Source organism: uncultured Cocleimonas sp. (assembly GCF_947495625.1).
In the GTDB taxonomy this organism is placed as follows: Bacteria; Pseudomonadota; Gammaproteobacteria; order Thiotrichales; family Thiotrichaceae; genus Cocleimonas.
Genome location: NZ_CANLZW010000016.1, coordinates 1 through 26,526, shown reverse-complemented (window position 1 = coordinate 26,526; position 26,526 = coordinate 1). Strand labels below are relative to the sequence as shown.

The 26,526-nt window shown below is 38.9% G+C and carries 25 protein-coding genes; 2 read left to right on the top strand and 23 right to left on the bottom strand.

Annotation, left to right across the window (positions count from 1 at the left end; all coding sequences use genetic code 11):
* Window positions 1-16: 16 nt before the first annotated feature.
* The 17 genes from parC to rpoE all read right to left on the bottom strand — a co-directional run bounded on the left by parC (window position 17) and on the right by rpoE (window position 15,973).
* On the bottom strand, window positions 17-2,362 hold the full coding sequence (gene parC, locus Q1A31_RS10450) for a DNA topoisomerase IV subunit A (protein WP_299876099.1): 2,346 nt from the start codon (window positions 2,360-2,362) through the stop codon (window positions 17-19).
* Between the two features lie 27 nt (window positions 2,363-2,389).
* Window positions 2,390-3,178 carry a 3'-5' exonuclease gene (locus Q1A31_RS10445; protein WP_299876097.1) on the bottom strand — a complete coding sequence of 263 codons (789 nt, stop codon included), beginning with the start codon at window positions 3,176-3,178 and terminating at the stop codon, window positions 2,390-2,392.
* A complete protein-coding gene (gene cysM, locus Q1A31_RS10440; RefSeq protein WP_299876095.1) occupies window positions 3,175-4,071 on the bottom strand; it encodes a cysteine synthase CysM in 897 nt (298 codons plus the stop codon). The genes Q1A31_RS10445 and cysM overlap by 4 nt, the downstream gene beginning before the upstream one ends.
* Window positions 4,072-4,223: 152 nt before the next feature.
* Window positions 4,224-4,604: a holo-ACP synthase gene (acpS, locus tag Q1A31_RS10435; protein WP_299876093.1), complete on the bottom strand. Its 381-nt coding sequence runs from the start codon at window positions 4,602-4,604 to the stop codon at window positions 4,224-4,226.
* A 30-nt stretch (window positions 4,605-4,634) separates the two neighbouring features.
* Window positions 4,635-5,387, bottom strand: a complete 753-nt coding sequence (gene pdxJ / locus Q1A31_RS10430) for a pyridoxine 5'-phosphate synthase (RefSeq protein ID WP_299876091.1) — start codon at window positions 5,385-5,387, stop codon at window positions 4,635-4,637.
* Between the two features lie 151 nt (window positions 5,388-5,538).
* Window positions 5,539-6,228 (bottom strand): DNA repair protein RecO, encoded by a 690-nt coding sequence (gene recO, locus Q1A31_RS10425; protein ID WP_299876089.1) that lies wholly within the window; start codon window positions 6,226-6,228, stop codon window positions 5,539-5,541.
* Window positions 6,229-6,298: 70 nt separating this feature from the next.
* Window positions 6,299-7,240, bottom strand: a complete 942-nt coding sequence (era, locus tag Q1A31_RS10420) for a GTPase Era (RefSeq protein WP_299876087.1) — start codon at window positions 7,238-7,240, stop codon at window positions 6,299-6,301.
* Window positions 7,237-7,932, bottom strand: a complete 696-nt coding sequence (gene rnc / locus Q1A31_RS10415; RefSeq protein WP_299876085.1) for a ribonuclease III — start codon at window positions 7,930-7,932, stop codon at window positions 7,237-7,239. The genes era and rnc overlap by 4 nt, the downstream gene beginning before the upstream one ends.
* Before the next feature lie 55 nt (window positions 7,933-7,987).
* Entirely contained in the window at window positions 7,988-8,431 is a 444-nt protein-coding gene (locus tag Q1A31_RS10410; RefSeq protein WP_299876083.1) for a DUF4845 domain-containing protein, read from the bottom strand.
* 92 nt (window positions 8,432-8,523) lie between these two features.
* Window positions 8,524-9,198: a signal peptidase I gene (gene lepB / locus Q1A31_RS10405; protein WP_299876081.1), complete on the bottom strand. Its 675-nt coding sequence runs from the start codon at window positions 9,196-9,198 to the stop codon at window positions 8,524-8,526.
* Window positions 9,199-9,308: 110 nt separating this feature from the next.
* Window positions 9,309-11,114: a translation elongation factor 4 gene (lepA, locus tag Q1A31_RS10400; RefSeq protein ID WP_299876079.1), complete on the bottom strand. Its 1,806-nt coding sequence runs from the start codon at window positions 11,112-11,114 to the stop codon at window positions 9,309-9,311.
* Window positions 11,114-11,380 carry a glutaredoxin family protein gene (locus Q1A31_RS10395; protein WP_299876077.1) on the bottom strand — a complete coding sequence of 89 codons (267 nt, stop codon included), beginning with the start codon at window positions 11,378-11,380 and terminating at the stop codon, window positions 11,114-11,116. Before Q1A31_RS10395 ends, lepA begins: the two co-directional genes overlap by 1 nt.
* 70 nt (window positions 11,381-11,450) lie before the next feature.
* Complete coding sequence (locus tag Q1A31_RS10390; protein WP_299876074.1) at window positions 11,451-12,872, bottom strand: Do family serine endopeptidase; 1,422 nt, start codon at window positions 12,870-12,872, stop codon at window positions 11,451-11,453.
* A 163-nt stretch (window positions 12,873-13,035) separates the two neighbouring features.
* Entirely contained in the window at window positions 13,036-13,482 is a 447-nt protein-coding gene (locus tag Q1A31_RS10385) for a SoxR reducing system RseC family protein (RefSeq protein ID WP_299876072.1), read from the bottom strand.
* A gap of 4 nt (window positions 13,483-13,486) precedes the next feature.
* Window positions 13,487-14,560: a MucB/RseB C-terminal domain-containing protein gene (locus tag Q1A31_RS10380; RefSeq protein ID WP_299876070.1), complete on the bottom strand. Its 1,074-nt coding sequence runs from the start codon at window positions 14,558-14,560 to the stop codon at window positions 13,487-13,489.
* The gene (locus Q1A31_RS10375) at window positions 14,560-15,264 is read right to left on the bottom strand and encodes a sigma-E factor negative regulatory protein (RefSeq protein WP_299876068.1); all 705 of its coding nucleotides are present in this window, start codon (window positions 15,262-15,264) and stop codon (window positions 14,560-14,562) included. The genes Q1A31_RS10380 and Q1A31_RS10375 overlap by 1 nt, the downstream gene beginning before the upstream one ends.
* A 127-nt stretch (window positions 15,265-15,391) precedes the next feature.
* Complete coding sequence (rpoE, locus tag Q1A31_RS10370; protein ID WP_299876066.1) at window positions 15,392-15,973, bottom strand: RNA polymerase sigma factor RpoE; 582 nt, start codon at window positions 15,971-15,973, stop codon at window positions 15,392-15,394.
* Between the two features lie 267 nt (window positions 15,974-16,240).
* On the opposite strand from rpoE, the gene nadB reads away from it, so the two are divergent.
* A complete protein-coding gene (nadB, locus tag Q1A31_RS10365; protein ID WP_299876064.1) occupies window positions 16,241-17,857 on the top strand; it encodes an L-aspartate oxidase in 1,617 nt (538 codons plus the stop codon).
* An 85-nt stretch (window positions 17,858-17,942) separates the two neighbouring features.
* Here nadB and rpoS read toward each other — a convergent pair whose 3' ends face one another.
* On the bottom strand, window positions 17,943-18,995 hold the full coding sequence (gene rpoS, locus Q1A31_RS10360; RefSeq protein WP_299876062.1) for an RNA polymerase sigma factor RpoS: 1,053 nt from the start codon (window positions 18,993-18,995) through the stop codon (window positions 17,943-17,945).
* A 461-nt stretch (window positions 18,996-19,456) separates the two neighbouring features.
* Between rpoS and Q1A31_RS10355 the strand changes: the two genes are divergently transcribed.
* Entirely contained in the window at window positions 19,457-20,305 is an 849-nt protein-coding gene (locus Q1A31_RS10355) for a M23 family metallopeptidase (RefSeq protein WP_299876061.1), read from the top strand.
* A gap of 437 nt (window positions 20,306-20,742) precedes the next feature.
* On the opposite strand, the gene Q1A31_RS10350 is transcribed toward Q1A31_RS10355, so the two are convergent.
* From Q1A31_RS10350 to Q1A31_RS10330, 5 genes are all read right to left on the bottom strand, one after another.
* On the bottom strand, window positions 20,743-21,423 hold the full coding sequence (locus Q1A31_RS10350) for a response regulator transcription factor (RefSeq protein WP_299876059.1): 681 nt from the start codon (window positions 21,421-21,423) through the stop codon (window positions 20,743-20,745).
* Between the two features lie 92 nt (window positions 21,424-21,515).
* Window positions 21,516-23,222 (bottom strand): histidine kinase, encoded by a 1,707-nt coding sequence (locus Q1A31_RS10345; RefSeq protein WP_299876057.1) that lies wholly within the window; start codon window positions 23,220-23,222, stop codon window positions 21,516-21,518.
* Window positions 23,223-23,232: 10 nt separating this feature from the next.
* Complete coding sequence (locus tag Q1A31_RS10340) at window positions 23,233-23,544, bottom strand: iron-sulfur cluster assembly accessory protein (RefSeq protein ID WP_299876055.1); 312 nt, start codon at window positions 23,542-23,544, stop codon at window positions 23,233-23,235.
* Window positions 23,545-23,603: 59 nt separating this feature from the next.
* Window positions 23,604-25,133 carry a cobyrinate a,c-diamide synthase gene (locus tag Q1A31_RS10335; protein WP_299876053.1) on the bottom strand — a complete coding sequence of 510 codons (1,530 nt, stop codon included), beginning with the start codon at window positions 25,131-25,133 and terminating at the stop codon, window positions 23,604-23,606.
* 131 nt (window positions 25,134-25,264) lie between these two features.
* Window positions 25,265-26,344 (bottom strand): IS4 family transposase, encoded by a 1,080-nt coding sequence (locus Q1A31_RS10330; protein ID WP_299876051.1) that lies wholly within the window; start codon window positions 26,342-26,344, stop codon window positions 25,265-25,267.
* Between the last annotated feature and the right edge of the window lie 182 nt (window positions 26,345-26,526).

Genomic DNA, 26,526 nt, shown 5'->3' with positions numbered 1-26,526 from the left:
CCGACATTTCTTCTCGCTATGATTCGGTCTCTAGATGACTGACATTGCGGTAACCTTGAGGTAATAATTTTCCGCGTTTACCACGTTCTGCCTGATATTCGATCACTTCTGCACCCTGAATCATCTTATGCTTTTTACCCGCATGGATAATGAGCTTAGCCCCTTGTGGGAAAGCGATCATTGCAACCACACTTTCTTCACCCTCTTTAAGACGCTTGCTCGGTACATTGATGATTTTATTACCTTTACCGCGTGGTAATTGAGGTAACTCACTGGCATTGATAATCAATAAGTAACCTTCAGAAGTTACCGCCGCAATCATGTCGGTTTCGATATCTGTGATCGGTGAAGGGTTGATGATTTTCGCCCCCGCATTACCCAAACTCACCGTAGCCTTACCTGCTTTGGCGCGACTTAACATGTCTTCGAATTTACAGATAAAGCCGTAACCGAAGCTGCTTCCTAATAAGAAAAACTCTTCATTCTTACCCATCAAAGAGTAATTAAAAGTTGCACCTTCAGCGGGCTTGAAACGTCCACTGATTGGATCACCCTGCCCACGTGCGGATGGTAATGTATGCGCAGCCAATGTATAGCTTCGCCCAGTACTATCGAGGAGCACGACTTGTTGATTAGATCGCCCTTGTGCTGAAGACTGGAATTTATCACCTTGTTTATAACTCAAAGTGTGTGGATCTATATCGTGGCCTTTTGCAGCACGAATCCAACCCATTTGTGACAATACAACGGTTACTGGCTCAGATGGGATTAATGCATTTTCATCGAGAACTTGTGAGGCTTCTCGCGTAACGATTGGAGAACGACGATCATCGCCGTATTTCTCTGCGTCTTCTTTGAGCTCTTTCTTGATTAATGAAGTCAGCTTGTTAGGAGAATCCAATAAGCCCTGTAGCTCATCACGTTCTTTAATTAGCTCTTCTTGTTCTGCACGAATCTGGAATTCTTCTAGCTTTGCCAGGTTGCGTAAACGCAAGTTGAGCACCGCTTCTGCCTGAATATCACTGAGAGAGAAGTGCTCCATCAGAATCGGCTTAGGCTCATCATTCTCACGAATAATTCTGATCACTTCATCTATATTTAGATGCGCAATCAATAAACCTTCCAGGATATGTAAGCGTTCAAGCACTTTGTTTAAGCGCCATTCAATACGTCTTATGACAGTTGCACGACGGAATTCTAACCATTCAGTTAACACTGTCTTCAGGTTTTTAACTTGTGGCTTACCGTCAATACCGATCATATTCATATTGACGCGGTAGCTACGTTCGAGATCGGTACTGGCAAACAGATGTGACATTAACTGCTCAATATCGACGCGATTTGAGCGAGGTGTAATAACTAATCGTGTTGGATTTTCATGATCAGATTCATCGCGTAAATCTGCCACCATCGGTAGCTTCTTGGCACGCATCTGCGCCGCAATTTGCTCCAGTACTTTACCGCCTGAAGTCTGAAATGGTAATGCAGTGACAATCACATCGCCATTTTCTTTTTCCCAAACCGCGCGTTGTTTAATACTACCTTTACCGGTTTCATACATTGACGCAATTTCTTCCTGCGTACTGATGATTTCAGCTTCAGTAGGATAGTCTGGACCTTTTATGAATTCACTTAATTCTTCAGTGGTAGAGGTCTTCTTTTTTAGTAACTGGAAACAGGCATTCACAACTTCGCGCAAGTTATGTGGTGGAATATCGGTAGCCATACCAACAGCAATTCCCGATCCACCATTTAACAATACATTGGGTAAACGCGCAGGCAGTAAGGAAGGTTCTTTTAATGTGCCGTCAAAATTATCAGCCCAATCAACGGTTCCCTGACCCAACTCTTGCAGTAATACTTTTGCATAGGGTGTTAAACGAGATTCGGTGTAACGCATCGCGGCGAAAGACTTTGGATCATCTTGAGAACCCCAGTTCCCCTGACCATCAACCAAAGGATAGCGATAGGAAAACGGTTGCGCCATCAGCACCATCGCTTCATAGCAGGCTGAATCGCCATGCGGATGAAACTTACCCAACACGTCACCGACAGTACGTGCCGATTTCTTATGCTTTGATGCAGCTGATAAACCAAGCTCCGACATCGCATACACTATGCGTCGTTGCACAGGTTTTAGACCATCACCAATATTTGGAAGAGCACGATCCAGAATAACGTACATGGAATAATCCAGATACGCTTTTTCGGTGTACTTTTCTAATGAAAGTCTTTCTATGCCGTCGTCGAAAGATCCTCCCCCACTGCCAGAACCTCCGTTATTATTTCCGTTACCATCATCACTGCCACCATTATCCTCGGCATCAGCGTTTAACAGATCTAATTGTGTTTCATCTACCATTTAAAACTACCATTTGATTTTTTCATATCAAGAAACTGCCCAGGATTTTGAAAATTCTTCTAAATGTGATTTCCCGGATTGATCCAATACGTCACGTAACAGCGCAAATTCAGTTTCTAATTCTTCGTTGTCTAATTCTCCACGCATCAACTGATAACGCAGATATATAAGATAAGTATTAAGCACATCGGTTTCGCAATAATTCCGTATTCCGCTTAGATTACCATTTTGATATTCATCCCAAACCTGAGAGCCATCCATGCCCATTTTACCGGGAAATCCTAACAGCATTGAGATATCTTGCAAGGATGCTGCTGCTTTATGATTGTAGCTGGCGAGAACATCTTTTAAATCAGTGTGACGTTCATGATATCGACTCAAATAATTGTCGTGGCGAAAGGCACTATTATTGTCGCCTTTCTCCCAATAACCGGGAGCACTTACTTTATTTTTCAAGGTGCGATAATGAACTACGGGCAAATCAAAACCGGTTCCATTCCACGATACAATCGTTGGCGTTCGCTGTTCAATTTCCTTAAAAAACAAAGTCAACAACTCAGCCTCAGTACTGTTTTCATCACCTAGACTTCTGACCGAGACTTCGTGCCCCATATCATCACCCATGCCACGATATACCACGGAGATGGCGACAATTTTTTGTAAATGAAGCGGTAAAAAATCACTACCTGTTTTTTGTTTTTGCAGGTGAAACAGTGCTTTTGAAGTACTTTCATCGTCTAGGCCTTGAAGGTCATAGATGATTTTACCTCCAGCGATATCGGGTACTGTTTCAATATCAAACACTAATACATTCATGAAGGAAAAACTCCCGTGGAGATATAGCGATCACCTCTATCACAGATGATCGTGACGATGGTGGCGTTTGTAACTTGTTCTGAGAGTTTTAATGCTGCTGCAACTGCCCCACCAGAAGATACGCCACAAAAGATGCCTTCTTCAGTGGCGAGTTTAAGCATGGTTGATTCAGATTCTTTCTGAGTGATATCAATTTCAATATCAACCACGCTAGCATCGAAGATTTCAGGTATATATTCTGGAGACCAGCGTCTAATCCCAGGAATTTCTTCATCATTAGTTTTGGGGCGAACACCTACGATTTTGACATCTTTATTTTGTTCGTGCAGATAACGACCGGTACCTGTGATAGTACCAGTGGTTCCCATAGCACTGACAAAGTGAGTTACTTCGCCTTGTGTATCTCGCCATATTTCAGGTCCTGTGGTTTCGTAATGCGCTAAAGGATTATCTTGATTAGCAAATTGATTTAACAGCAACCCTTCCCCATCCTGTTGCATTTTCATGGCTATATCTCGTGCGCCTTCCATGCCACCTTCTTCTTTAGTGACTAACCTTAGTTCTGCGCCATAAGCTTTCATTGATGCACGTCTCTCGGCGCTAAGGCTCGCAGGCATCAACAGTTTCATTTTGTAACCGCGCATGGCAGCAACCATAGCTAAAGCTATGCCCGTGTTGCCACTAGTAGCTTCAATTAGCGTATCGCCCGGTTTGATATCACCGCGTTCTTCAGCGCGTTTAATCATGCTATACGCAGCCCGATCTTTAACGGAGCCAGCTGGGTTATTTCCTTCTAATTTAGCCAGAATAGTATTTGTGCTGTCGCCTGGTAAACGTTGCAGTTTTACCAGCGGCGTATTGCCGATAAGATTTTCTATGATTGGATAATCCATTCGTCTCTTCCCTGATCCCCCAAATTACGATTTAACATTATAAATAAAAAGTGCCTTAAAGTGGGGGGGTGTGTTTTAAAATGATTATAAATAGCTTTTATTCAATTGTATCAAGCCTATTGAGATAAAAATGAAACTATATATAAATCTAGCTAGTTTTCTAAAATAACATAGGCTATTGCGTATTTTTTCTCATCACTGAGTGTAATATGGTTTTTTTTCACACCAAGCTTATTGGCTACCGCTAACGTTTCACCATAGAGTGTTAATACAGGCTGCCCGTCTTTGGTATTGCTGATTTCGATATCGTGAAATGAGACACCACCGGCAATACCCGTCCCCAATGCTTTTGATACCGCCTCTTTTGCGGCAAAACGCCTTGACACATACGAAACGGGATTCTTAAAACCCTTATAAATCTCTAGTTCGTTTTTATGCAGAATACGCTCGACAAAACCCACAGGGAACTTATCTATCAATCGTTTGATTCGCTTAGTTTGAACGATATCCGTACCAATACCTATAATTGCCATACTCTAATTAGCCTCTGATAAAAAGGCTATCTAGCCCAAATCTCTTGCTTCGCGCATGATTTGTAACATTTGACGAGTGGCTCGACTAATACCCACGAACACAGCGCGTGAGACAATCGAATGACCGATATTTAATTCCATGATTTCTGGGATTTTAGCAATGGCTGTAGTGTTTGAATAATCCAGGCCATGCCCGGCATTCACATGAATGCCTTGTGCATGAGCAAATGCTGTTGCTTCACGGATACGATCAAATTCACGTGTTTGCGCATCACCCTGAGCATTAGCATAGGTGCCGGTGTGTAGTTCGATGACTGGCGCGCCAATATCATTAACACGTTTGATCTGTTCGATATCCGGCTCAATAAAGAGGGAAACTCGAATCCCCTGCTCTGATAATTGTTTTGTACATTTTTGAATACGATCGAATTGACCTATGATATCTAAACCGCCTTCAGTTGTTAATTCTTCACGTTTTTCAGGAACGATACAGGCATCTTCAGGATTAACATCGCAAGCAATACGCACCATTTCATCGGTCGCTGCGAGTTCAAGATTCATCCGTACATTTATTTGCTTACGGATATCATAAACATCCTGATCTTGAATGTGGCGACGATCCTCCCTTAAATGAATAGTGATTGCTTGAGCGCCCGCTTCTTCAACTAAAAAAGCCGCTTCTAACAAATCAGGATACGAAGTCCCGCGAGCCTGTCTTAAAGTGGCGATATGATCAATATTTACCCCAAGCTCAAGTTCTTCTTTTACTGCTTTATCCTGCATCGCATACCTTCATATAATATCTAAGTAAATTTTATTTTGAATTATAGGTTAAATTCTTCCAAGGGTGAAAGTATTCGAAGCATCTTAGGATACTATTTACGATTCAAATATGTAGGCCAATGTATTCAAGTGATTTTTCACCTATTCGAAGCTACAAGTTCAATAATTTACGTGTATTGATAACCCTTGGCGTCAAATTAGAAAATACTTTGTCTAAAAACGGTCGTAATTCTGTCCAGCATTCAACATCCATCGACTGCATATCTTGAATAGCATGGAGCAATTTCGCGTCAATAATTGGAGTTTGAGAGCTTACTGGATGATTCATATCTATTTCAGTCAGTCCTTCCTCCGAAGTAAACTGATATTTCATATTCTGATCAATAACGTCCTGAGATAATTCTGCATTATCAACCGGAAATCCTAATATATGCAGTAAATAAACTTCAAAACGCATCAGAATTTGGCGATTAATCTGAGTATCACCCAGTTTATGCAACGTATATTTATAAGCTGAAAAAAGCTCACTTTGAGAGACATGCTGTTGGGTCAGCATCAACAGGAGTTCATTCAAATAAAGACCCATCATCAATTCAGAGGGAGGAATTTGGTGCCTTCCCCTTTCATCGGCTTCTACTAATGTCTGGACGTCGCCTTTACCAATCCATTGCAAATGCAGGTATCTAAATGGTTCGGTATTTCCTTTTACGACTTTTCCACGTTTTTTAGCCGGTCGCGCAACACAGCAAATTCGGCCAAAATCTTCAGTAAATATATCTAGTAATAAACTGGTATCACGAAATGGTCGCCTATTTAGAATATAACCAAAGGATTGATACATTATAGTTTGTTAATGATTACTAAACATTGTTAACGTTTTTTGGATATTAAAACATTTGTATTGTGACAACTTACAATTCACGATTTGAGATAATACCTAATTCATTTAAATGTCGCGGATTGTTCTGCCAGTTTTCTTCGACTTTAACCCATTGTTTGAGCATAACTTTTTTCATCAGAAATTCTTCCAGTGATCTTCTAGCTCCTTGACCAATACGCTTCAGAGTTTCGCCTTTTTTACCAATTATGATACCTTTCTGATTTTTTCTATCGGTCCAGATAACCACTTCTATTGTTACTAAGCTATCTGTTTCTTCATATCTCTCTATTTCAACAGCGGTGGTATATGGTAGTTCTTCATGCAGATTGAGCACTAGTTGTTCGCGAATTAACTCACTACAAATGAAACGTACAGATTTGTCCGTAATATAATCTTCCGGATAAATAAATTCTGATTTAGGTAATACTTTTAAAAGAGACTCAATAAGGATATCTGTGTTTATACCTTTAGCCGCAGAAACAGGAATCAACTCTGCGAAATCTCTTTTTTTAGAAACCATCTGCAAAAACTCAAAAAGCCTTTCTTTCTCTTTGATACGATCTACTTTATTAATTAATAACAAAACAGGTTTTGTAGTATGTACTAGGCGACTTATTACAAAATCATCTTCATCAGTCCATTTCAATGCTTCAACTATAAAAATGATCGCATCAACATCTTCAACAGCAGCAACCGCCTCGCTGTTCAATGTTCTATTCAATAGGTTTTTAGAATTTAAGTGAATACCTGGCGTATCTGTAAAGATAATTTGATAACCTGGGTGAGATTCATTTTCTAATTCAGTGACTATACCCCTAATATTCGTTCTCGTGGTCTGAGGCTTGTTAGCTATTGCAGAAATTTTATATCCTACTAGATGATTTAATAATGTAGATTTACCTACATTTGGTCGACCTATAATGGATACGGTCCCACACTGGGTTTGTATGCTAGGTATTACTTCACTGCTCACTTGGTTTTTTCCTTTTTCTTAGAGAAAAGCTCTCTAACGATATCATACGCGTTTTGTGCAGCTTGTTGCTCTGCTTTTCGTCTAGAACCTGAGATTCCCTTGGTTTCGATATTAAGCGTTTCTATAATGCACTCAGCCGTAAACACTTGGCGGTGATCATCACCACTTGTGTCAATTAAAGCGTAATTAGGAATTTCATATTTACGGGATTGCAAGAGTTCTTGCAGACGACTTTTAGGATCTTTCAATGAATCTTCTGAAGGAAGCTCATCAAAACGGTTGGTATATATTTTTAGCACAAAACGTTTTGCTTCTTCCATGCCTTTTTCAAGAAACACGCTGGCTATGACAGCCTCTAGAGTATCTGACAAAATAGACTTACGTCTGAACCCCCCACTTTTTAATTCCCCAGCACCCAAACGCAAAAAATCGCCCAACGATAACTCGTTAGCGATTTCAGCCAGCGTATTTTCATTCACTAAAGATGCACGAAGACGAGAAAGATAGCCTTCAGAAGCACGAGGCATGCGTTCATAGAGTTCATGTGTGACAATCACGCCTAAAACGCTATCTCCCAGGAATTCCATACGCTCGTTATGAGTATTATGAGCGCTTCTATGGGTCAACGACTGCACAAAGCAATCGGTTGCCATGTGTTTATGGCCTAATAGTTCGGTAAGTTTCGATCTCAAAAGTAAAGACACTCCATGTCTTTGAATCAGCTGTTAAGTTTAACCTAGCATGAGATTACTTACCTGTTTTATTATCAGGTTCGCCTAATACAACTGAGTGCTTGAAATCAATTAGGAAATTGAGATTATAGAACCAGTTTGTTTTTACTGGATATTCAACAGTTAATTTTTTTCTTTTATTGCCTTTTTTAAGCTTCGTAACAGTAAATGGGTTTTTAATTCTTTTAGTTTTGTCCTTGCTACCATAATAACTATCTTCAAGACTTCTAAGATTATTTAAGTTTAAGTATTTTTCAACCTTACTATATATGACTCTTTTATCGGCATTTTTAATACCTGGCTCTGAAGCTATATTTTTCATCAACCCTTTTACACTGTTAAATTCAACATAGTAAGGAGCTACTTTAACAACCGCACTAGCCAATAAAATTGCAACACCTGCTGCCATCAACCAAGATAACATTGTTGCGCCACGTTGTTTATTTTTATTAATTTTCATTTTATTATCTCATTAAAATTACAACTTTAATCAGCAATAAATATGCCACACTATTCGTTAAGCTAAGCTTAACCACTTATATAGATTTATATTTAATCGACAGAAGTCCCAATGCGTGATGCCTTAAATCCATCACCACCATCGGACCAGTCCCAATGCATCCAGACAAAGGATGCTTTACCCACTAAATTCTGTTCAGGAACAAATTTCCAGAATCTGCTGTCACTACTATTATCTCTATTATCTCCCATCATAAAGAAATGACCTTCAGGGACTTGCCACTCTCCAGCTTGAGAAAAGCCTGGGAAATTAATTAGTTTATGTTCATTATTACTGTCAGGTAAAAATTCTTTTAGCTGAGAAACTTCAATTTCTCTTCCAAGTCGATCTTTAGTTAAATAATTTTCATCATTTTCATAAATAACAGGTACATCATTGATAATTAATTTTTTATCGGCTGTCCAGCGAATCTTGTCACCGGGTAACCCTATAAGCCTTTTAATATAGTTAATTTTGGGATCAGGAGGATAACGGAAAACTACCACGTCTCCGCGCTCTGGCTTTCCAGTATTTATGATTTTATTATAGGTAATCGGAAGTCTTATTCCATAAGCATACTTCTGTACCAATATGAAATCACCTATCTCTAGCGTTGGAATCATTGAGCCTGATGGTATACGAAAAGGTTCTGCTACGAATGAACGTACGACAATCACAATTAATAATATTGGAAAAAATGACCTTGAGTAATCAAGTAATAAGGGCACCTCCCCACTTTCATCGTCTTTTTTAAGCTTAAGAAAGTAATAAAGTATCACTATCCCTGTAAATAGGGTCAGGCATACTAAAATCACTTCTAAATTAAGATGAACACCCATCAATTATCATCTCTTTTGAGTACGGCTAAAAATGCTTCTTGAGGTATCTCTACGTTACCCACCTGCTTCATTCGCTTCTTACCCGCTTTCTGTTTTTCTAATAGTTTTCTTTTACGGGATACATCACCACCATAACATTTAGCGGTTACATTCTTACGTAAAGCTTTCACATTAGAACGCGCAATAATATTACCGCCTATCGCAGCCTGAATCGCCACATCAAACATTTGACGTTGAATTACTTCACGCATTCTTTCAACCAAAACTCTACCACGAGACTGAGAAAAATCTTTGTGCACGATAATGGACAAAGCATCTACAGGCTCGCCATTAATCAAAATATCTACTTTAACCAAAGGTGCAGGTTCAAAATGGTCCAGCTCATAGTCAAAAGAAGCATAACCACGACTCACAGATTTGAGCCGATCAAAGAAATCTAAAACTACTTCACTAAGCGGCAGAAGGTAATCTAAAGTCACTTGGTTACCCAAGTACTTCATTTCTTTCTGAATACCACGCTTTTCAATACAGAGAGAAATCACATTACCCACATATTCCTGTGGAACCATGATTGTTCCACGAATAATTGGCTCACGTATTACTTCTATATAATTGACAGCAGGCAACTCAGCGGGATTATGGATATTAATTGTTTCACCTTTGGTTGTTTCTACTTCGTAGACAACCGATGGCGCTGTAGTGATCAAATCCAGATCATATTCACGTTCAAGGCGTTCTTGAACGATTTCCATATGCAGCATCCCGAGGAAACCAAGGCGAAAACCAAAACCAAGTGCCTGTGAAGTTTCTGGCTCATAGTGCAAAGATGCATCATTTAAATGCAACTTATCCAAAGCATCACGCAAATTTTCGTAATCATCCGCACTGACAGGAAACATACCAGCAAAAACACGGGGCTGAATTTCTTTGAAACCTTCCAGCGGTTTGTCTGCAGGGTTTTTAACCGTAGTAAACGTGTCACCTACTTTAGCAGCCTCTATATCCTTGATGCCTGCAATCACATAACCTACTTCACCTGCAACCAGTTCATTTTTTTCAACACGCTTTGGAGTGAATATACCTACATTATCGACTTGATACTCAAACTTGGTCGACATTGGCATTACTTTAGATTTTTTACCTATCTTGCCATCAATGACTCTCACCAATGAAACAACACCCAGATAATTATCAAACCAGGAATCAATAATTAATGCTTTAAGTGGTGCTTCCGGATCACCTTGTGGTGGTGGAATACGCTCAACCAATTGTTCTAATAGGTCTTCAATACCAATGCCTGTTTTACCACTAACATGAATAGCATCCGTGGCATCGATACCAATAATTTCTTCTATTTCCTGAGAAACACGAAATACATCGGCCGCAGGTAAATCAATTTTGTTTAGAACGGGGACCACTTCCAAATCAAGATCAATCGCGGTGTAACAATTTGCCACACTTTGCGCTTCAACACCTTGAGAAGCATCGACGACTAATAATGCACCTTCACACGCAGATAATGAGCGTGAAACTTCATAAGAGAAATCTACATGACCTGGCGTATCGATAAAATTCAAATGGTATGTTTCACCGTCTTTAGATTTAAAATCCAATGAAACACTTTGTGCTTTTATTGTAATGCCACGTTCACGTTCGATATCCATCGAATCAAGAACCTGATTATCCATTTCACGCTCAGTTAGTCCTTCACAGACTTGAATGAAGCGGTCTGAGATGGTTGATTTACCATGGTCGATATGAGCGATTATGGAAAAGTTACGAATATTCTGATTTGCTAAAGCCATTATGAATTCTTTGCTAGTGCTTGTCGTACGGCAATTTCATCAAAAAAATGATAAAAAATCACCTCATCTTGGTAGGTTACCACTGGAATATCAGCGTTGTATTGCTTGCGTGTATGCTCGTTTACTTGAGGATCGCAGTCGATATCGATTTGCTTAATTTCAAACCCTAACTCTTGTTGCAGTTGAGTTAAAGATTCGACAACAACATCACACAGGTGGCAGCCATCGCGATAATACACTATTAATTCTTTAGAGAGTATGGGCATTTTGATATGAGCTACATGCATAAAGCATGTTTTAAGGTTTAACCTAAGTTTATATTTTTATTAGTAGTTATTATTTCTTTTCCGTTTTAATCGCCAAGAACCTTGCTGATCCAGATCTTAAAACTAACAGAGCATATATTTTACCTTCTTCTATATCTTCTGTTAATTCATGAAAGTGCTCAAGATCATCGATATCTTCACCATTGAACATCAGTAAGATATCGCCACGCTCCACCCCTGCATTTCTGGCTGGATCTTTAAGCACGCGCTTAACCATTACACCATTATCAACATCCAGAGATTCTTTTGCAGTTTCATCTATATCTGCCAACTCCATCCCCATGAAATTATCTATTTTTTTAGGAGCAACCTTTTTTTCAACGGGCGCTTTAGCGACATCATCGGAAGGCAATTCAGACAACTGAAGCGTCAAAACTTCGGTTTTACCGCCTCTTCTTACAGATATTTTTACGTCTTTATTGAGTTCTGTTGACCCAACAATTACTGGCAAAGCAGATGCATTCTTTATTTTCTTGCCATTAAATTCCAATACGATATCGCCTTGTTTGAGCACACCCATTGCTGGGCCATCTTTTATCACCTCAACAATTAAAGCACCTCTTGGACTGCTTAAACCAAAGGACAAGGCTAATTCACGAGTTACTTCCTGAATATATACCCCTAACCACCCTCGAGATACTTTACCATTATCCTTTAACTGCTCTATTACTCGCTTTGCAACATCTACAGGAATGGCAAAGGACACCCCCATAAAACCACCAGTACGGCTAAATATTTGTGAGTTGATGCCTACAACCTGACCTTTTAAATTAAACAGCGGTCCGCCAGAGTTTCCTGGATTAATTGCAACATCCGTTTGAATAAATGGCACATAGTTTTCAGATGGAAGACTTCTGCCTTTGGCACTAACGATTCCAGCGGTAACACTATGATCAAAACCAAATGGAGAACCAATCGCAATTACCCATTCTCCTACTTTTAGATTTTCAGAACTACCTGTTTCAAGTACAGGCAAATTATCTGCCTCAATTTTAAGTAAAGCTACATCGCTGCGTTTATCACTGCCGACTATTTTTGCAGAAAGTTCTCTGCGATCACTGAGCTTGACAATTATCTCATCGGCTTCTGCGATAACATGATAGTTAGTAACGACATAACCATCTTTAGAGACGATGAAACCAGAGCCTAAAGAACTAGTGTCGTTATCATTAGGGAATCCACCGCCTCCATCTTTATCCAGAAAGCGCTTCATGAGTTCGTCTAGCATTTCATTTCTTTCGCCTTCACCAAAGAGATCTTGAGAAAATTTCTTACTAGCCTTCTGATTCTTTTTTGTACTTATATTTACGACTGCTGCGCTATGCTCTTCAACTAATTTAGTAAAATCAGGAAGTTCTGCAAACACAGGCTTGGTGATCATTAAAAAAATGATAGTGAATAAAGGAATTATTGTTTTTATTGATTTTATCATTTGTAAGCCTCTTTGATTTCCTTAATCACACTTGACTAAAAAATACCGCTATAAGTAGGGGGGTGTCTCTAATATCTAATATATTGTCTTTAAACTTTCTATTAATTCAATTGCACCTAAATATAAGACATATTAAGGTTATCTGATTATATATCCAAAATCATTATGAACTAGAAGGATTTATCAATATTATTTTTTTAAGTAATTTAGGCTCAAATTGGTCAGAAAGACCCTTATTAGACATGATACGTTTAGTAATAAATAAACTTAGAACAAAACCTGCAATCCCGAATAATATACTAAAGCCCTCCCCCAACAATAACTTCCCAATTATAGAAAAAACTAGAAGGCTCACTAAAGGCAGTATATAAACCAGTAAAGTCCCCAGCACCAGCTTCTCGGTTTTTAGTTCCACCATTACCCGATCTCCTTTTTCAAGACTTAAAGTATTAAGTACTTTGAGTGACCGACTTGGCGTATTTGAGAAGAAAGAAAAGCTAGAACAACCGGACTGTGAAGAACAACTTTTACAAGATGCGTTGTTGGTGCTTAGATACACATAACCATTGCCAACGTCATCTACAACTGCTTCTTCTTGTGTAAATTGCATTTGCTTATTGGTTAAGGTTTTTCTTACGTAAATTTTTCACAAGGTTTTTAAGGGTAATTTCTGGCACTTCTCCAACAGCAGTTATTCTGTGCTTGCCCTTTTGCTGAGTAACAACATTCAATGCGCCAGAATTAATCTCAACCGCATCCATTGGTGTACTCTTTATATAGGGAGTAACAAATACAGACACTGTGCTGAGGCCATCTGATAATACATAATGCTTTGTATCACCATTGTTATTATTTTTTTCTTTTAAGTGAGGAGCCTGTTTTAATTCATACCCCAAAGGGATTGTTTCTATCACCCAGCCATCTTCAAGAGAAGTATGGCTAACCTGTCTCAATACCTGTTTGGAAATAACATTAGGATTGTTTTTTGCAACAGTCGTTTGAATAGGATCTACGGTAGTGACTGATTGATCGAGTATTGCTGTAGTCGTACCCGCACCAGAATTCAGGGGCTGTAAAGCACAATCGCCCGCAGCACATATCGAATTATTAGATGATGAAACGTTTTCTGGCACCCTGATTTCTATAGTCGTAAACATAAACTGCTCAACAGGCTTATGTGATTTACCCACTAACATATAATCAAGCAACATACCCGACACTGTATCAATACAGTATTTTTGTAAATAGCGTTGTCGATCTTTGGGTCTCGCAGTAATGATTCTACAGGGAATGTTAGCTACGCGATTTTCTCTTCCCATATCAAAGGAATAGACCTTTTCCATTTCAGGGCGAATTTTTGGAATTGATGATAATGAAAAACCCTTCAACTCTCTTGAAACTTCACTACCTGCTTCGTTTAATCTTACAACGCGCTCCCCTTCGACTCCATTAACCACAGAGTGATCAATATGAAGCGTAGAAAGAGAATTCCCTTGAAGATAAGCTAAGGTGCCCTTGTAGTTTAATTCATGAAGCGCCTGATTCATTCTATTCAACAAATCAACAGCAGCTTTATCGGCAAATGCCGAAACCGGTAAAAGCATAGGAATTAGCATTAAGTAGGCAAAAGGCTTCATGGCTGTATTTTTTTTATCTTTTATACTATTTTTTAAATAACGTTTTATCATTATTGATTATCTGTGTATGCAATGACTCTAACTGAAGGAACGAATGCTGCGGTAGTGGCATATTGCATGTGAGAATCTACATAACGTTTCAATAAAGAACGAGTTTGTGTATCCGCTTGTGCATATTCTTGTGTGGCAGCCATTGAATCATTGCCACCTGAGGAATTGCTCGCTACCGAATCGTTAGATGCCAAAGTAGCAGCTGATACTGGTATCGCAGAAGCCATCTCACTTTCACTAAGCTGAGCTTTTTGCGCAACCATCGTTTGGCTATTTAAACTATTGGCAGCGATCGTAGACTGGTCTAACAATCCTGATTGTTGAAAATTCTGAAAACCCAACACAGCGACGGCTGCAACTGATGCCGCTAACGCAAAACCACCGACAGGCTTTAACCATGATTGAGAAGGAGCTGATTGACTGTTTACTGCTTGATTGATTTGAACATCGTTATACTGCTCTTCTTCCTCAATTTGGGCATGAATACCGGCGAGGAAGTTTGAATCTAAATTCAACACGGGTTTATCCATATCACTAGATCGCATGGTTTCACCGATCAAAGCATAAGTGGATAATTTATCGCGCAACGAATCGTTTGATTTTAATTCATCTAGAACACGTTTTTGTTCAAATGAGCCAGCCTCATCATCAAGCAAAGCAGATAGATGTTCGGGCATTGAAGTTGGGTTATTGCTATTTTCCATTTGTCACTTCCATAATATTCATGTTCATAGACAAGACTTTAATCACTTAGTTCGCAGTCATTATAAAATATTACGACTTAAACTCTGCTGAATTACAAGTAAGGTTAAATTACTAAAGACAGACGTATTAAAAACTTCCTATTAATGGTTCTAATTCACTTTCTATAGATTCACGTGCTCTAAATATTCGTGATCGCACCGTACCTATGGGGCAATCCATGGCATCAGATATTTCCTCATAGCTCAAACCTTCAAGTTCTCTTAACGTTATAGCTATGCGTAAATCATCGGGTAGCGCTTCAATTGCCTTATTTAAGGTATTCTTAATTTCATCAGTCATCATTTGATTTTCAGGTGTACTGATATCTCTTAGTTTTCCACCGCCATCGTACTGTTCTGCTTCTTGCGCATCTATATCATCGTCTGGCATACGACGGCTTTTAGATACTAAGTGGTTTTTAGCGGTATTGATGGCGATCCTGTAAAGCCAGGTATAAAAAGCACTATCTCCTCGAAAGTTCTTTAAACCTTTATAAGCTTTAATGAAGGATTCCTGGGAAACATCCATAGCGATATGGGGGTCGTGCACATATCGCGTGACAAGATTAATAACTTTCTGCTGGTATTTTAATACCAAAACATCGAAAGCCGACTTATCCCCTGACTGTACCCTTCTCACCAATTCTAAATCTGTTTGATTCGCGCCCATCAGGGCTCTCTCCTATAAGGCGCTGCTGATAAGATAAGTGGAATCACTCGGTCTATTTTTTGCAAAAATGCCTTCACTTCTAAGTTATTAATTGAGCGTATGATAATCTAATACGTTCACATAAGGAATATCTCAATCAATCTATCACTTTAGTAAAGCAGATTAACCAGAAGGCATTCATTTTTATAAATAGTTGTTTTTGAATGACTGTTTGAGTACTACAATGAAATTATTAATTACTAATTATCCGAAATTTAGAGTTTATCTATGTACGATGTTTTAATAATAGGCAGCGGAGCTTCTGGCTTAACACTGGCCTTGAGCCTTCCAGAATCAATGAATGTAGCTGTATTGAGTAAAGAAATACTTACCGAAGGCAGTACCATGTATGCGCAAGGGGGAATCTCAGCAGTTCTGGATGAGAATGATTCATTCGATTCGCATATCGCCGATACTCTGGATTCTGGAGCAGGACTTTGCATTGAATCCGTGGTTCGCCATGTGGTTGAACAAGGGCCTGAATCAATTGAATGGTTAATAAAGGCAGGTGTTCCATTCACTCGCGAAGAAAATAAAGTGAATGGCGTAGATACCCTGCATTTAACACGCGAAGGCGGTCATTCGAATCGACGTGTTGCTCACGCAGCTGACGCCAGTGGACGGGCAATCGAAACCACACTCGTTTCTATGGTCCGCGCAAGAAAAAATATAAAAGTTTTTGAGCATCACATCGCCATTGATTTAATCACCTCAAGAAAATTACATCTTAAAAGCAGGTTGAATCAATCGATAGGCGCTTATGTTTTAGATATTAAAAATGAAGAAGTCATCACATTTAAATCCCAATACACCGTACTCGCAACAGGTGGTGCAAGTAAAGTATATCTATACACCAGCAATCCAGATGGTGCGAGTGGCGATGGTATCGCAATGGGATGGCGCGCCGGCTGCCGTGTAGCAAATATGGAATTCATGCAATTTCACCCGACCTGTTTATACCATCCACATGCTAAATCCAATCTCATTACCGAAGCCGTTCGTGGCGAAGGCGGACGATTACTGTTGCCGAATGGCTCCCGTTTCATGGACAAATTTGACCCCAGAGCAGAGCTTGCACCCAGAGATATTGTCGCCAGAACAATTGACCATGAAATGAAACGACTGGGAATTGACTCCGTATTTCTTGATATCAGCCATAAATCCCAAGATTTCATTATGGATCACTTTCCCAATGTTTACGCCATGTGCCAAAAATTTGGATATGACATGAGTAAAGAACCAGTACCAGTGGTACCCGCTGCACATTATACCTGCGGTGGCTTGATGGTCGATAAATTCGGTCATACCGATGTTGAAGGTTTATATGCCATTGGTGAAACAACATTTACCGGTTTGCACGGTGCAAACCGTATGGCAAGCAACTCATTATTAGAATGTATTGTTTACGGACAATCTTCAGCAGAAGATATCTCAAAACGGTTTGCTTCAAATAAAAACGAGTTTGAAAATATAACCATACCTGAATGGGATGAAAGTCGAGTTACAGACTCAGATGAGCGTGTTGTCATCAATCATAACTGGGATGAAATTAGACGGTTTATGTGGGATTACGTAGGTATCGTGAGAACCAATAAGCGTTTAAAACGAGCAAGAAACCGTATTGAGATGCTACTGAGAGAAATCGATGAATATTACTCAAACTTCCGTGTCACTAGCGACTTGGTAGAATTAAGAAATCTAGCTGAAGTTTCCAGACTTATTATTAGATCTGCACAACAAAGAAGTGAGAGCAGAGGGCTGCATTATAATTTAGATTATCCAGATTTAGATCCTAAACTAAATCAAGTCAACAGTATCCTCGACCCAATGAAAACGAGCCGATGAAAATCGGCTTGTTTATACTATTTTTTAAAAAATAGTCACCCCCCTACTTTAAGGGGGTTTTTATATAATTTGATTTAAATATGTATTAAACGCTTCCAAGTAGCACATCACCAGAATATCCCTGATTCTCAAGAATACGACGTAAACGTCTAAGCGCTTCCATTTGGATCTGGCGAACGCGTTCTCTGGTTAACCCAAGTTCTTCACCGACTTGCGCCAACGTTGAATTATCATGACCGTGCAATCCAAAACGTCTAACAATCACTTCCTGCTGCTTAGGCTCAAGTTGTGTTAACCAGCTTTCAACCGAGTTACATACAGCTTCATCATTGATAGATTCAGAAGGTTCCTGTTGCGATTCTTCAGAAACAAAATCTACTAATGGATTATTGCCTTCTTTACCGATATTGATATCCAGTGAACTGACTCGCTCACCGTAATGTAAAAGCTTTTGAAGTTTTTCGACAGGTTTACCCAACGCTTCTGCGACTTCAGCAATAGTAGGCTCTTCACCACTCTTTTGCGTCAACTGTTGGAACTTACGATAATATTGATTGATTTCTTTATTGATATGAATAGGAAGTCGAATAGTGCGAGATTGATTCATCAGTGCACGTTCTATGTTCTGTCGTATCCACCAGGTTGCATAAGTAGAAAAACGGAAACCACGTTCAGGATCAAATTTTTCAACCGCGTGAATTAAACCAAGGTTACCTTCTTCTATTAGATCAGGTAGTGGTAAACCACGGTTCATATAACGCCGAGATATTTTAACCACCAATCGTAAATTGCATACGATCATTTTTTTACGACCAAGGGCATCACCCTCTCTCGCTAAACGCCCATACTTTATTTCTTCATCTGGAGTTAATAAGGGAGAGAACTCAATTTCTTTTAGATAAAGCTGAATCGCATCAAGCTCCTTACGCGGAATTTTAACAGCAGCCTTTGGTTTTTCCGCAGTCAGATTATCCGATAACTTATCAAGATCTGCTTGTTTGGATATTTTTTGTTTCTTCGCTTCAATAAGACTAGTTATATCATCACTTTTCTTGGGTGACTTAGTATTAATTGTTTTAGTTTTTTTTGTAGAAACACTCTCGAAAAGAACATCAGGGGCCGAATGTCCAGTTTGCATAGATCACACTCCAATCCTTTGGTGAAAATAATAATGAGTACAAAATTATGAGTACAAATAGTAGGGAACATTATTTATTTTCTTGGGGTAATAGTATTGCTACCATAAAATCCAAATTATCAAAAAAGACAATAGTCTTTTACAGGGGCTGATAATTTAGCTCTATTTTTTTATCGCTATTTTCATCAACTTAAGTTTCTAAGCTGCTGTAGCATTCACACGAAGATAACATAATAATTAACATTGATTCTACCCCTTTAGGTATATTAGTACACACTATTAAAAACCCAATGGGATATTTTTACTAATTATTGAGTGAATCAACACTGCTATTAATTGAGCTTATTTTTCTGTTCTATTTATACGATAAGTTTTTCCAAGTTACACAATATGTTTCACCAGAAATTGCTATCTGGATTATAATGCCCTCAACAAAAATCATATCAATAGCAGACTAAACCATGACAAAAACACTCTCCTTGTTAAATCAAAGCATTGTCGCTTTCTTACTGACAATTATAGGATTCACAATTACAGCTTCTACTGCTTATGCCTTTCCCAGCAATAGTTTACGACCGGGTGGCGTTGCAGTTTTGAGTATCACCCCTTCGCAAAATGCCAAACCATTTGTCAGCTATAACTCTAAACCTGTTGCATTGGTTAAAGGACAACAAAACTGGCTTGCCGTTATCGGTATATCGTTAGATGCAAAAACGGGACAACATGAAATTAATATAACGGAATCATCGGGTAAAAAGAGCGTACAGAAATTTACGGTTAAACCACATAAATATAAAACCCAGTACCTAACTATAAAGAATAAAAACAAAGTTAATCCAAATAATAAATCCATGAAAAGGATTGAAAGTGAATTTGTGATGAAGAAAAAGCTGAAAGCAACTTTCTCAAATTCATCACCAAAACTCAATTTTATTCGTCCGGTAGCAGGACGAGATAGTGGAAGATATGGTTTACGTCGTATTTTAAATAAACAAAAAAGAAACCCACATAGCGGAATGGATATCGCTGCCCCAGAAGGTAGATCGGTTAAAGCTGCAGAATCCGGCACAGTGCTTTGGGTAGGCAACCTATTCTTCTCTGGAAACGTGATCTATGTAGACCATGGCAATGGACTTTTAAGCCTTTATGCACACCTGAGTAAAATGAATGTAAAAAAGGGGCAGCAAGTAAAACGCGGTGAGATAATTGGCAAAGTGGGCAAAACGGGCCGTGTTACCGGAGCACATTTACACTGGACTGTTTACCTGAACGGAAATGCTGTAGACCCTGCTCTATTCGTTGCTAAATAATAAAAAACCTCATTATTTGTCAATTTTTACTACATGTAAACTATTGATATATATTGCTTTTTACAATTTATCTGCTTTTAATTGACAGTTTTTAATCTCATTCAGCTTCGATTCAGCCTTATAAAGGTATTCTATATACAACTTCAGCAAGAAGTCACTTTTCAAAGGGGTTTGTGGTGTGACTTTTGTTGACGGGGGAAACCTAGACTCCTAAAAATAATAAAAAAGGCTTGTATTCAAATACAACCGAATTAAGGAATCTCCCAACGACAGCTGAACAAAGTCACCGTTCCGAAAATCGGCCAAATATTGGGGAGCTGGTTTGCTGGGCTAACACGATGACGGTTATTGGTCTTACGGGGGTATAACTAATAACCCAAAAAAAGCGAGCTTCGGCTCGCTTTTTTTGTTTGTAATTAAGGTAAATCGCTATAGTTTTATAAAACCCTCTTAGGAGGCATTGTTATAGGTGACTTCTTCACGCCATGCTCTACTGCCATGACTGCCGCAGTAATTCTCGAACTTATATTTAATTTTCTTAAAATCGCTTTCACATGTAACTTAACTGTTCCATCAGAAATACCAAGATTCCTTGCGATAACTTTATTACTTTGGCCTTCTGCGAGTAAGGTTAAAATTTCAAATTCACGTGGCGTCAAAACGGCAAATGGATCTTCTTTCTCAGCTTTTTCCTGATTATCACCCTGCACTGCGCTTGCTAATACCGGAGCCAAATCTGGTGCAACCACTGTTTTACCCGAAATGATATCTCGAAGAGCTACCACTAAATCATCAGGCTCCATGTCTTTTAGCAAATAACCTTGAGCACCATTTCTTAACGCACCAACCAGATCGCTTTCGTCACTACTGGTGGTGAGCATTGCCACAGGCAAATCAGGATGCGCAGCTTTGATGACTTTGAGCACACTAATGCCATCCATCTCTGGCATACGCATGTCTAGCAATACGATATCCAATTGCTCATCATCAATTATTTTCACGCCTTCAGAACCGTTACCAACATCCGCAACGACTTCGATTTTTCTTCGTGTTAACAAATCACGCAATCCTGCACGAAATAAAGTGTGGTCATCTATTAAAAGTATTCTTTCGTTCATATCTATTTGTACTCAAGTTGTACTTGTTTATGCACTAATTCTGCATTCAAATTTATGCTCAGAATTTATACGTTAAAATCTCAAAAATAAAATTACTTCTTAAATGTATTTAATGTCACTGGATTGCCACCTACAGCTACGTCAAAGTTCAGTTGCAACAAAGTACCTTCACCTTCATCACTTTCGAATTGAATTTCACCATTAATTCTTTCTGCTCTTTCATTCATAATGGAAAGGCCTATGTGATCTCCTGTTTCATTATTCTGTTCAGAACGGTCTTTATTTAAACCAACACCATCATCTTCTACCAGAACACTACAGTGACCTTCTTCGGTACTTGTCATTAAAATACGCACATTTTTCGCATTGGCATGCTTTTTAATATTTGCCAATGCTTCCTGCACTATTCTAATCACTTCAACTTCAGTATCTCGAGTAAGACATTTCAGATTCCAATTGTGATAGAAAAATACATCCGCTCCTGTTTCTAACTTAAAGCGATTAACCACTCTTTCTACTGCTCGTACAACGCCTTTACCATCAATAGGTGCTCTGAAGTGAGTAATTAAACTTCTAAGCTCCGAATAGGCTTCATCGATAGTATTTTCTAACCCTTCTAATTCATGCCAGATAACTTCTTCATCACCTTGGTTTAAAGAATCATCCAGCAAACGAACTTTAAATCTTAAGGAAGCCAGGGTTTGCGCTAGCGAATCATGCAACTCATGCGCCATGCGCGTTCTTTCCTCGATAATAGACAGCATTCTCGCATCTTCTTCGACACCTGCCTGCTCTATTGCCATACCAAGATGCTGACCAATACTCACTAATAGCTCGTGCTCACCTTCCAGGAAATCGTGCTCTTTACGGGGAACAAATAAATTATATACGCCTAGTGTTTTACCGCGATATTGCAACGGTATTGCCAGCATTTCTATGTCTTCATCACTTTCAAAAAAGTTTTTACCAACCGTAATGCCACACTGCCTGGCGTCTGTTACCATCACGCTTGCTTCGCTCAAAGCTTTACCACATAAGCAATTAGGTGCAGGTAATGTATCTTCCAAAGCTATAATTTCATCACTTAAACCAATGCTTGCCACCAACCGCATTTGATTATCCTTATCGAGCAATCTCACAGTTGCAGCCTCAGCTTTAACAACATGGGTTAATGTATGTAAAAAACGCTGTAACAGATCTTCTAAATTATTCGACTTATTGATGGTTGATGAAACATCGTATAAAACACCAAGATAATATTTTTTTTGTTCAATACGTTCTGCTTGTCGCTCGAAACGTTGTTGCTCAAACTTGGCGAGTGCCTCGTAATCTTCAGAAATTTTGTTCACATGCATTCTGATGCCTTCAGAGGGGCACGTTGAAGATCGAATTAACATTCGGGAAGACAAATCACCCTGTAATAATTTATCGGCCCAATCCGTTAGATCTGTACAAAACAAACTGAACTGTCGCCACATTAATAGCAATAGTCCAAGCACACCGACACCTGAAGCCACCCATAAAAAAGTCATTAATGGCGCGATCCATGTCGGAACATTATCATTGCCAACGGCCCAAAAATAAGTTGCGCCTATAATGACGAAAAATATAAATAACACAGTAAAAGCAGTGCGTGCCAACAAGGGTAATTTAATTAGATCTTTCGATACCTTGTAATCATCTTCTCTGGTTTGAGATACAGAATCTTCTTCTGTAAAGGTCTCGTTTTGGCTTTCACTCTCAACACTTGTCTTTTCAACAACTTTAACTGGAATTTGAATGGTATTTGGTTGAGGCATTTAAATCATTTTACTCGGTAGGAGGCTTGAAATGAGGATCATTTGGATTAAGAAAAACAATCTCATGCTTTCCATCTATTTCAACATAATCCATCGTCATACCACCTATAAGTGGCATGGTGGCAGCATCAACAACAAACCCGATATCTTTCTCGACAAAACTCTTATCACCCTCGTGCTTATTGTCGTCAAATCCCATATTGTAATGAAAAGAACCGTCTTCCTGTACTTTAATGGCGATTCTGAGTGGCAAAACATCCGCACCCATTTGCTCCAATGAAATCATCACTTGCTTTGCTGCATTATCTGAAACTTTGATCATTTTATCTCCCTACTTTATCTTTACTTTTTAATACGATCTTCTTAACTTTTTTAAATTTCTTATAAACTTCTATTTACGTTATCTTTCAAACTATGTTCTTTGAATCTAGCTTTCTCCCGCACAAAACCAACAAATTGTTTTGCCCATTCGAATTTCTCTGTATTTCTTAAATGAGAATAGTTAGCGAGTAAATTCTTGTATATCCAGCCATCTTTGTCACCGGTTATACCCACCCCTCTATGTACATTATAGGCAAATTTTCCTTCACCAGAGATATTTACCAACCGCGAATAGTGAAATTCATGCGCATTGATTATGGGCGTATATTTACTATCATTTATTTTAGCTGCACTAACTTCACTAGATTCATTACTAGACTTACCCCACGGCATTTCTGACGTTGCTTCTAATTCCACATACCCTCTTCCCTGAGGTTTTTTATGCATTAGGGTATCAGCTGGAATTACCCCGACCATGTCTGCTTTTTGATCATTCCACTCCAAACTGCGAGTCAGATACATCAAGCCGCCGCATTCCGCGTAGGTCGGCAGATCCGCTTCAATGGCATCACGAATACTGATTCGCATGGATTCATTATCTGATAGCTGCTGCATATGTGTTTCAGGAAAACCACCACCAATAAATAAACCATCAAGATCATCAGGCAAACCATGATCATGTAGCGTATCAATACTGACCAATTCCGCACCCGCATCAATTAACGCTTGTTTGTCATCAGTATAATAAAAGCCAAACGCGGCATCTTCGCAAATACCTATTCGCACTCTTGTTTTACTTTGAGACACGTTAGCGATACTAGAAGCTTCTTTTTTGTTAATAGATAAGACCGGTGTTAGCTCAGGAGCAGAATTTGCAATTTCGATCAATTTATCAAGATCAACCGAATCACCCACCATTTGTGCAATATCAGCAATTTTCTGACTAGCATGTTGATCTTCATTGCTAGGCATTAATCCTAAATGCCTTTCATCAAGCTCCATTCCACTATTCTTTCGAACCATGCCTAAAACAGGAATATCAGTATATTCTTCAGTTATGGCTCTCAATTTTTGTTCGTGACGAGGACCGCCCGTGAGATTGAATATGACGCCTGCAATATTTACATCAGGATCAAAGTGTCTATAACCAGATAAAAGTGGTGCAACACCACGGGTAATTCCACGGCTATCTATAACTAAAATTACAGGACTTTGCGTAAGTTTTGCTACCGCTGCATTGCTGTCACTGCCATCTAAAGCAACACCATCGTATAAACCTTTATTGCCTTCGATAAGGCTAATATCAGCGTTATGGCTATGCTTAAAGAGCGTTTGTAATATCTCTTGTTTAGACTGAGTATTGAAATCTAAATTATAACAACCCTCTATATCACCTTGAGCATCTAAATTTTCAGCAATACTTCCAGATAGGCCACTCGCACGCGCCAACCAAAGCGGATCAATATAGTCTGGGCCTTTCTTAAACGGTTGAATTTTTAACCCTTTTTTTGAAAGTGCAGCGCACAAACCAATCGATATCGTGGTTTTACCCGATGACTTATGAGCTGCTGAAATATAGATTCTGGACATATCCCTCTATAGTACATTAGTATTCGCTAATATAGAAGTAAATACTTCATTTACTAGGGTTATTGAAGACACTGCATATACTATTAAGAATAAAGACACCCCTGTACAACCCACTAGTGTCCCGTTAACTTTCATATCAGCCCCAATTGATGAATATTCGTGTTTTTTATTATTGGCGGATCACCCCTCAATAAAGCCATGAGATCTCTTTTCTCGAATAGATTAAGCTGCAATAAACGTAACATTTGTTGCATGCTTTTTCTTAACTTCGATTGAAATTTAAGATAGGCAAGTAACAAATACATGCACAGTGCGACCCAAATTTGAGTCATCACTGCATTTTTACTTGTACCTATAAATGATTTGATTTTAAGATTTTGTTTAACCCACTTAAAGAATAATTCAACCTGCCAACGTGACTTGTAAATATCGGCAACGGTCTTTGCTGATAACTCAAAGTTATTCGTTAAGAACGAATAGTGTTTCCCGGTTTTAGGGTCGCGATAGCCAACACGACGTAAAGGAATTGGACATTTGTAGGGCTTATCTTTACTGACAAATTGAATCGTTTGATCTGAGGTCACACCCTTTGTTTTATCGATGATATGTCGTTCAATGACTTTATACTTTGCACTGACTTTAAGCCGTGTCACAAAGAATATTTCTTTTTGAGTCAGTCGCTTATACCAAAGATGATCGACATAACCACGATCAATAACAATAATACTGTGTTTGGGAAAAGTAAATTTTCTACCTTCGGTTATATCCGCTACGTTACCCTCAGTAATCGTGACAAACTCAGGAAGATATCCTTCGTGGTTTAACCCTACGTGTAACTTGATAGCACTCTTGGTTAATTTAAATTTTGCCCATGGAAATATGTTTAAGCATAGATCAATGGTTGAGGCATCCATTGAATATAAGGTATTTTTAAAGGTAAATTGATGTCCTGGTACATGCCCTTGACATCGTTTTAAGAGTTTGGCGCTACCTAAGTGATACAAACGATGCGTTTGAGCAGAAATATTTTCAACCATGTCTCTTAAGCTGTTGCGTCCTGTCAGTTGTGCCATTGAGAGACAAACAAACTGTGACCATCTAGAAGCGGTTCTAAAAGCACGTCCATGGTGATGGGCTTTTGCTAGGGTTTCAAATTCATGTCTCGGAACGAGTTTTAGAATTTGTGAGAAGACTGTATTATGATGTGCCATGCCTGGTTCCTCTTTTTGATTCAATCACTTGTGGTAAAGCAATTTTATCAAAAATTGGAATCAGGCTCTTGTTATTTATAGTTAACGGGACACTAGTGTGTACCCCCCCCCAGGGCAAACGCATTATAATCATAAGTTAAACAGCGTTTTGAACCGAAAGTTATCATTCCAAGCGGCTTTAA

What these genes read in the sequence shown, in the direction of transcription:
- recO (WP_299876089.1), bottom strand. Translation starts at nt 6,228, where the DNA reads ATGTATCAATCCTTTGGTTATATTCTAAATAGGCGACCATTTCGTGAT.
- rpoS (WP_299876062.1), bottom strand. Translation starts at nt 18,995, where the DNA reads ATGCAAACTGGACATTCGGCCCCTGATGTTCTTTTCGAGAGTGTTTCT.
- cysM (WP_299876095.1), bottom strand. Translation starts at nt 4,071, where the DNA reads ATGGATTATCCAATCATAGAAAATCTTATCGGCAATACGCCGCTGGTA.
- nadB (WP_299876064.1), top strand. Translation starts at nt 16,241, where the DNA reads ATGTACGATGTTTTAATAATAGGCAGCGGAGCTTCTGGCTTAACACTG.
- pdxJ (WP_299876091.1), bottom strand. Translation starts at nt 5,387, where the DNA reads ATGCAGGATAAAGCAGTAAAAGAAGAACTTGAGCTTGGGGTAAATATT.
- Q1A31_RS10350 (WP_299876059.1), bottom strand. Translation starts at nt 21,423, where the DNA reads ATGAACGAAAGAATACTTTTAATAGATGACCACACTTTATTTCGTGCA.
- Q1A31_RS10335 (WP_299876053.1), bottom strand. Translation starts at nt 25,133, where the DNA reads ATGTCCAGAATCTATATTTCAGCAGCTCATAAGTCATCGGGTAAAACC.
- Q1A31_RS10380 (WP_299876070.1), bottom strand. Translation starts at nt 14,560, where the DNA reads ATGATAAAACGTTATTTAAAAAATAGTATAAAAGATAAAAAAAATACA.
- Q1A31_RS10340 (WP_299876055.1), bottom strand. Translation starts at nt 23,544, where the DNA reads ATGATCAAAGTTTCAGATAATGCAGCAAAGCAAGTGATGATTTCATTG.
- Q1A31_RS10345 (WP_299876057.1), bottom strand. Translation starts at nt 23,222, where the DNA reads ATGCCTCAACCAAATACCATTCAAATTCCAGTTAAAGTTGTTGAAAAG.
- parC (WP_299876099.1), bottom strand. Translation starts at nt 2,362, where the DNA reads ATGGTAGATGAAACACAATTAGATCTGTTAAACGCTGATGCCGAGGAT.
- Q1A31_RS10375 (WP_299876068.1), bottom strand. Translation starts at nt 15,264, where the DNA reads ATGGAAAATAGCAATAACCCAACTTCAATGCCCGAACATCTATCTGCT.
- acpS (WP_299876093.1), bottom strand. Translation starts at nt 4,604, where the DNA reads ATGGCAATTATAGGTATTGGTACGGATATCGTTCAAACTAAGCGAATC.
- Q1A31_RS10445 (WP_299876097.1), bottom strand. Translation starts at nt 3,178, where the DNA reads ATGAATGTATTAGTGTTTGATATTGAAACAGTACCCGATATCGCTGGA.
- Q1A31_RS10410 (WP_299876083.1), bottom strand. Translation starts at nt 8,431, where the DNA reads ATGAAAATTAATAAAAATAAACAACGTGGCGCAACAATGTTATCTTGG.
- Q1A31_RS10355 (WP_299876061.1), top strand. Translation starts at nt 19,457, where the DNA reads ATGACAAAAACACTCTCCTTGTTAAATCAAAGCATTGTCGCTTTCTTA.
- rpoE (WP_299876066.1), bottom strand. Translation starts at nt 15,973, where the DNA reads ATGGGCGCGAATCAAACAGATTTAGAATTGGTGAGAAGGGTACAGTCA.
- Q1A31_RS10390 (WP_299876074.1), bottom strand. Translation starts at nt 12,872, where the DNA reads ATGATAAAATCAATAAAAACAATAATTCCTTTATTCACTATCATTTTT.
- Q1A31_RS10330 (WP_299876051.1), bottom strand. Translation starts at nt 26,344, where the DNA reads ATGGCACATCATAATACAGTCTTCTCACAAATTCTAAAACTCGTTCCG.
- Q1A31_RS10385 (WP_299876072.1), bottom strand. Translation starts at nt 13,482, where the DNA reads ATGCAATTTACACAAGAAGAAGCAGTTGTAGATGACGTTGGCAATGGT.
- Q1A31_RS10395 (WP_299876077.1), bottom strand. Translation starts at nt 11,380, where the DNA reads ATGCCCATACTCTCTAAAGAATTAATAGTGTATTATCGCGATGGCTGC.
- lepA (WP_299876079.1), bottom strand. Translation starts at nt 11,114, where the DNA reads ATGGCTTTAGCAAATCAGAATATTCGTAACTTTTCCATAATCGCTCAT.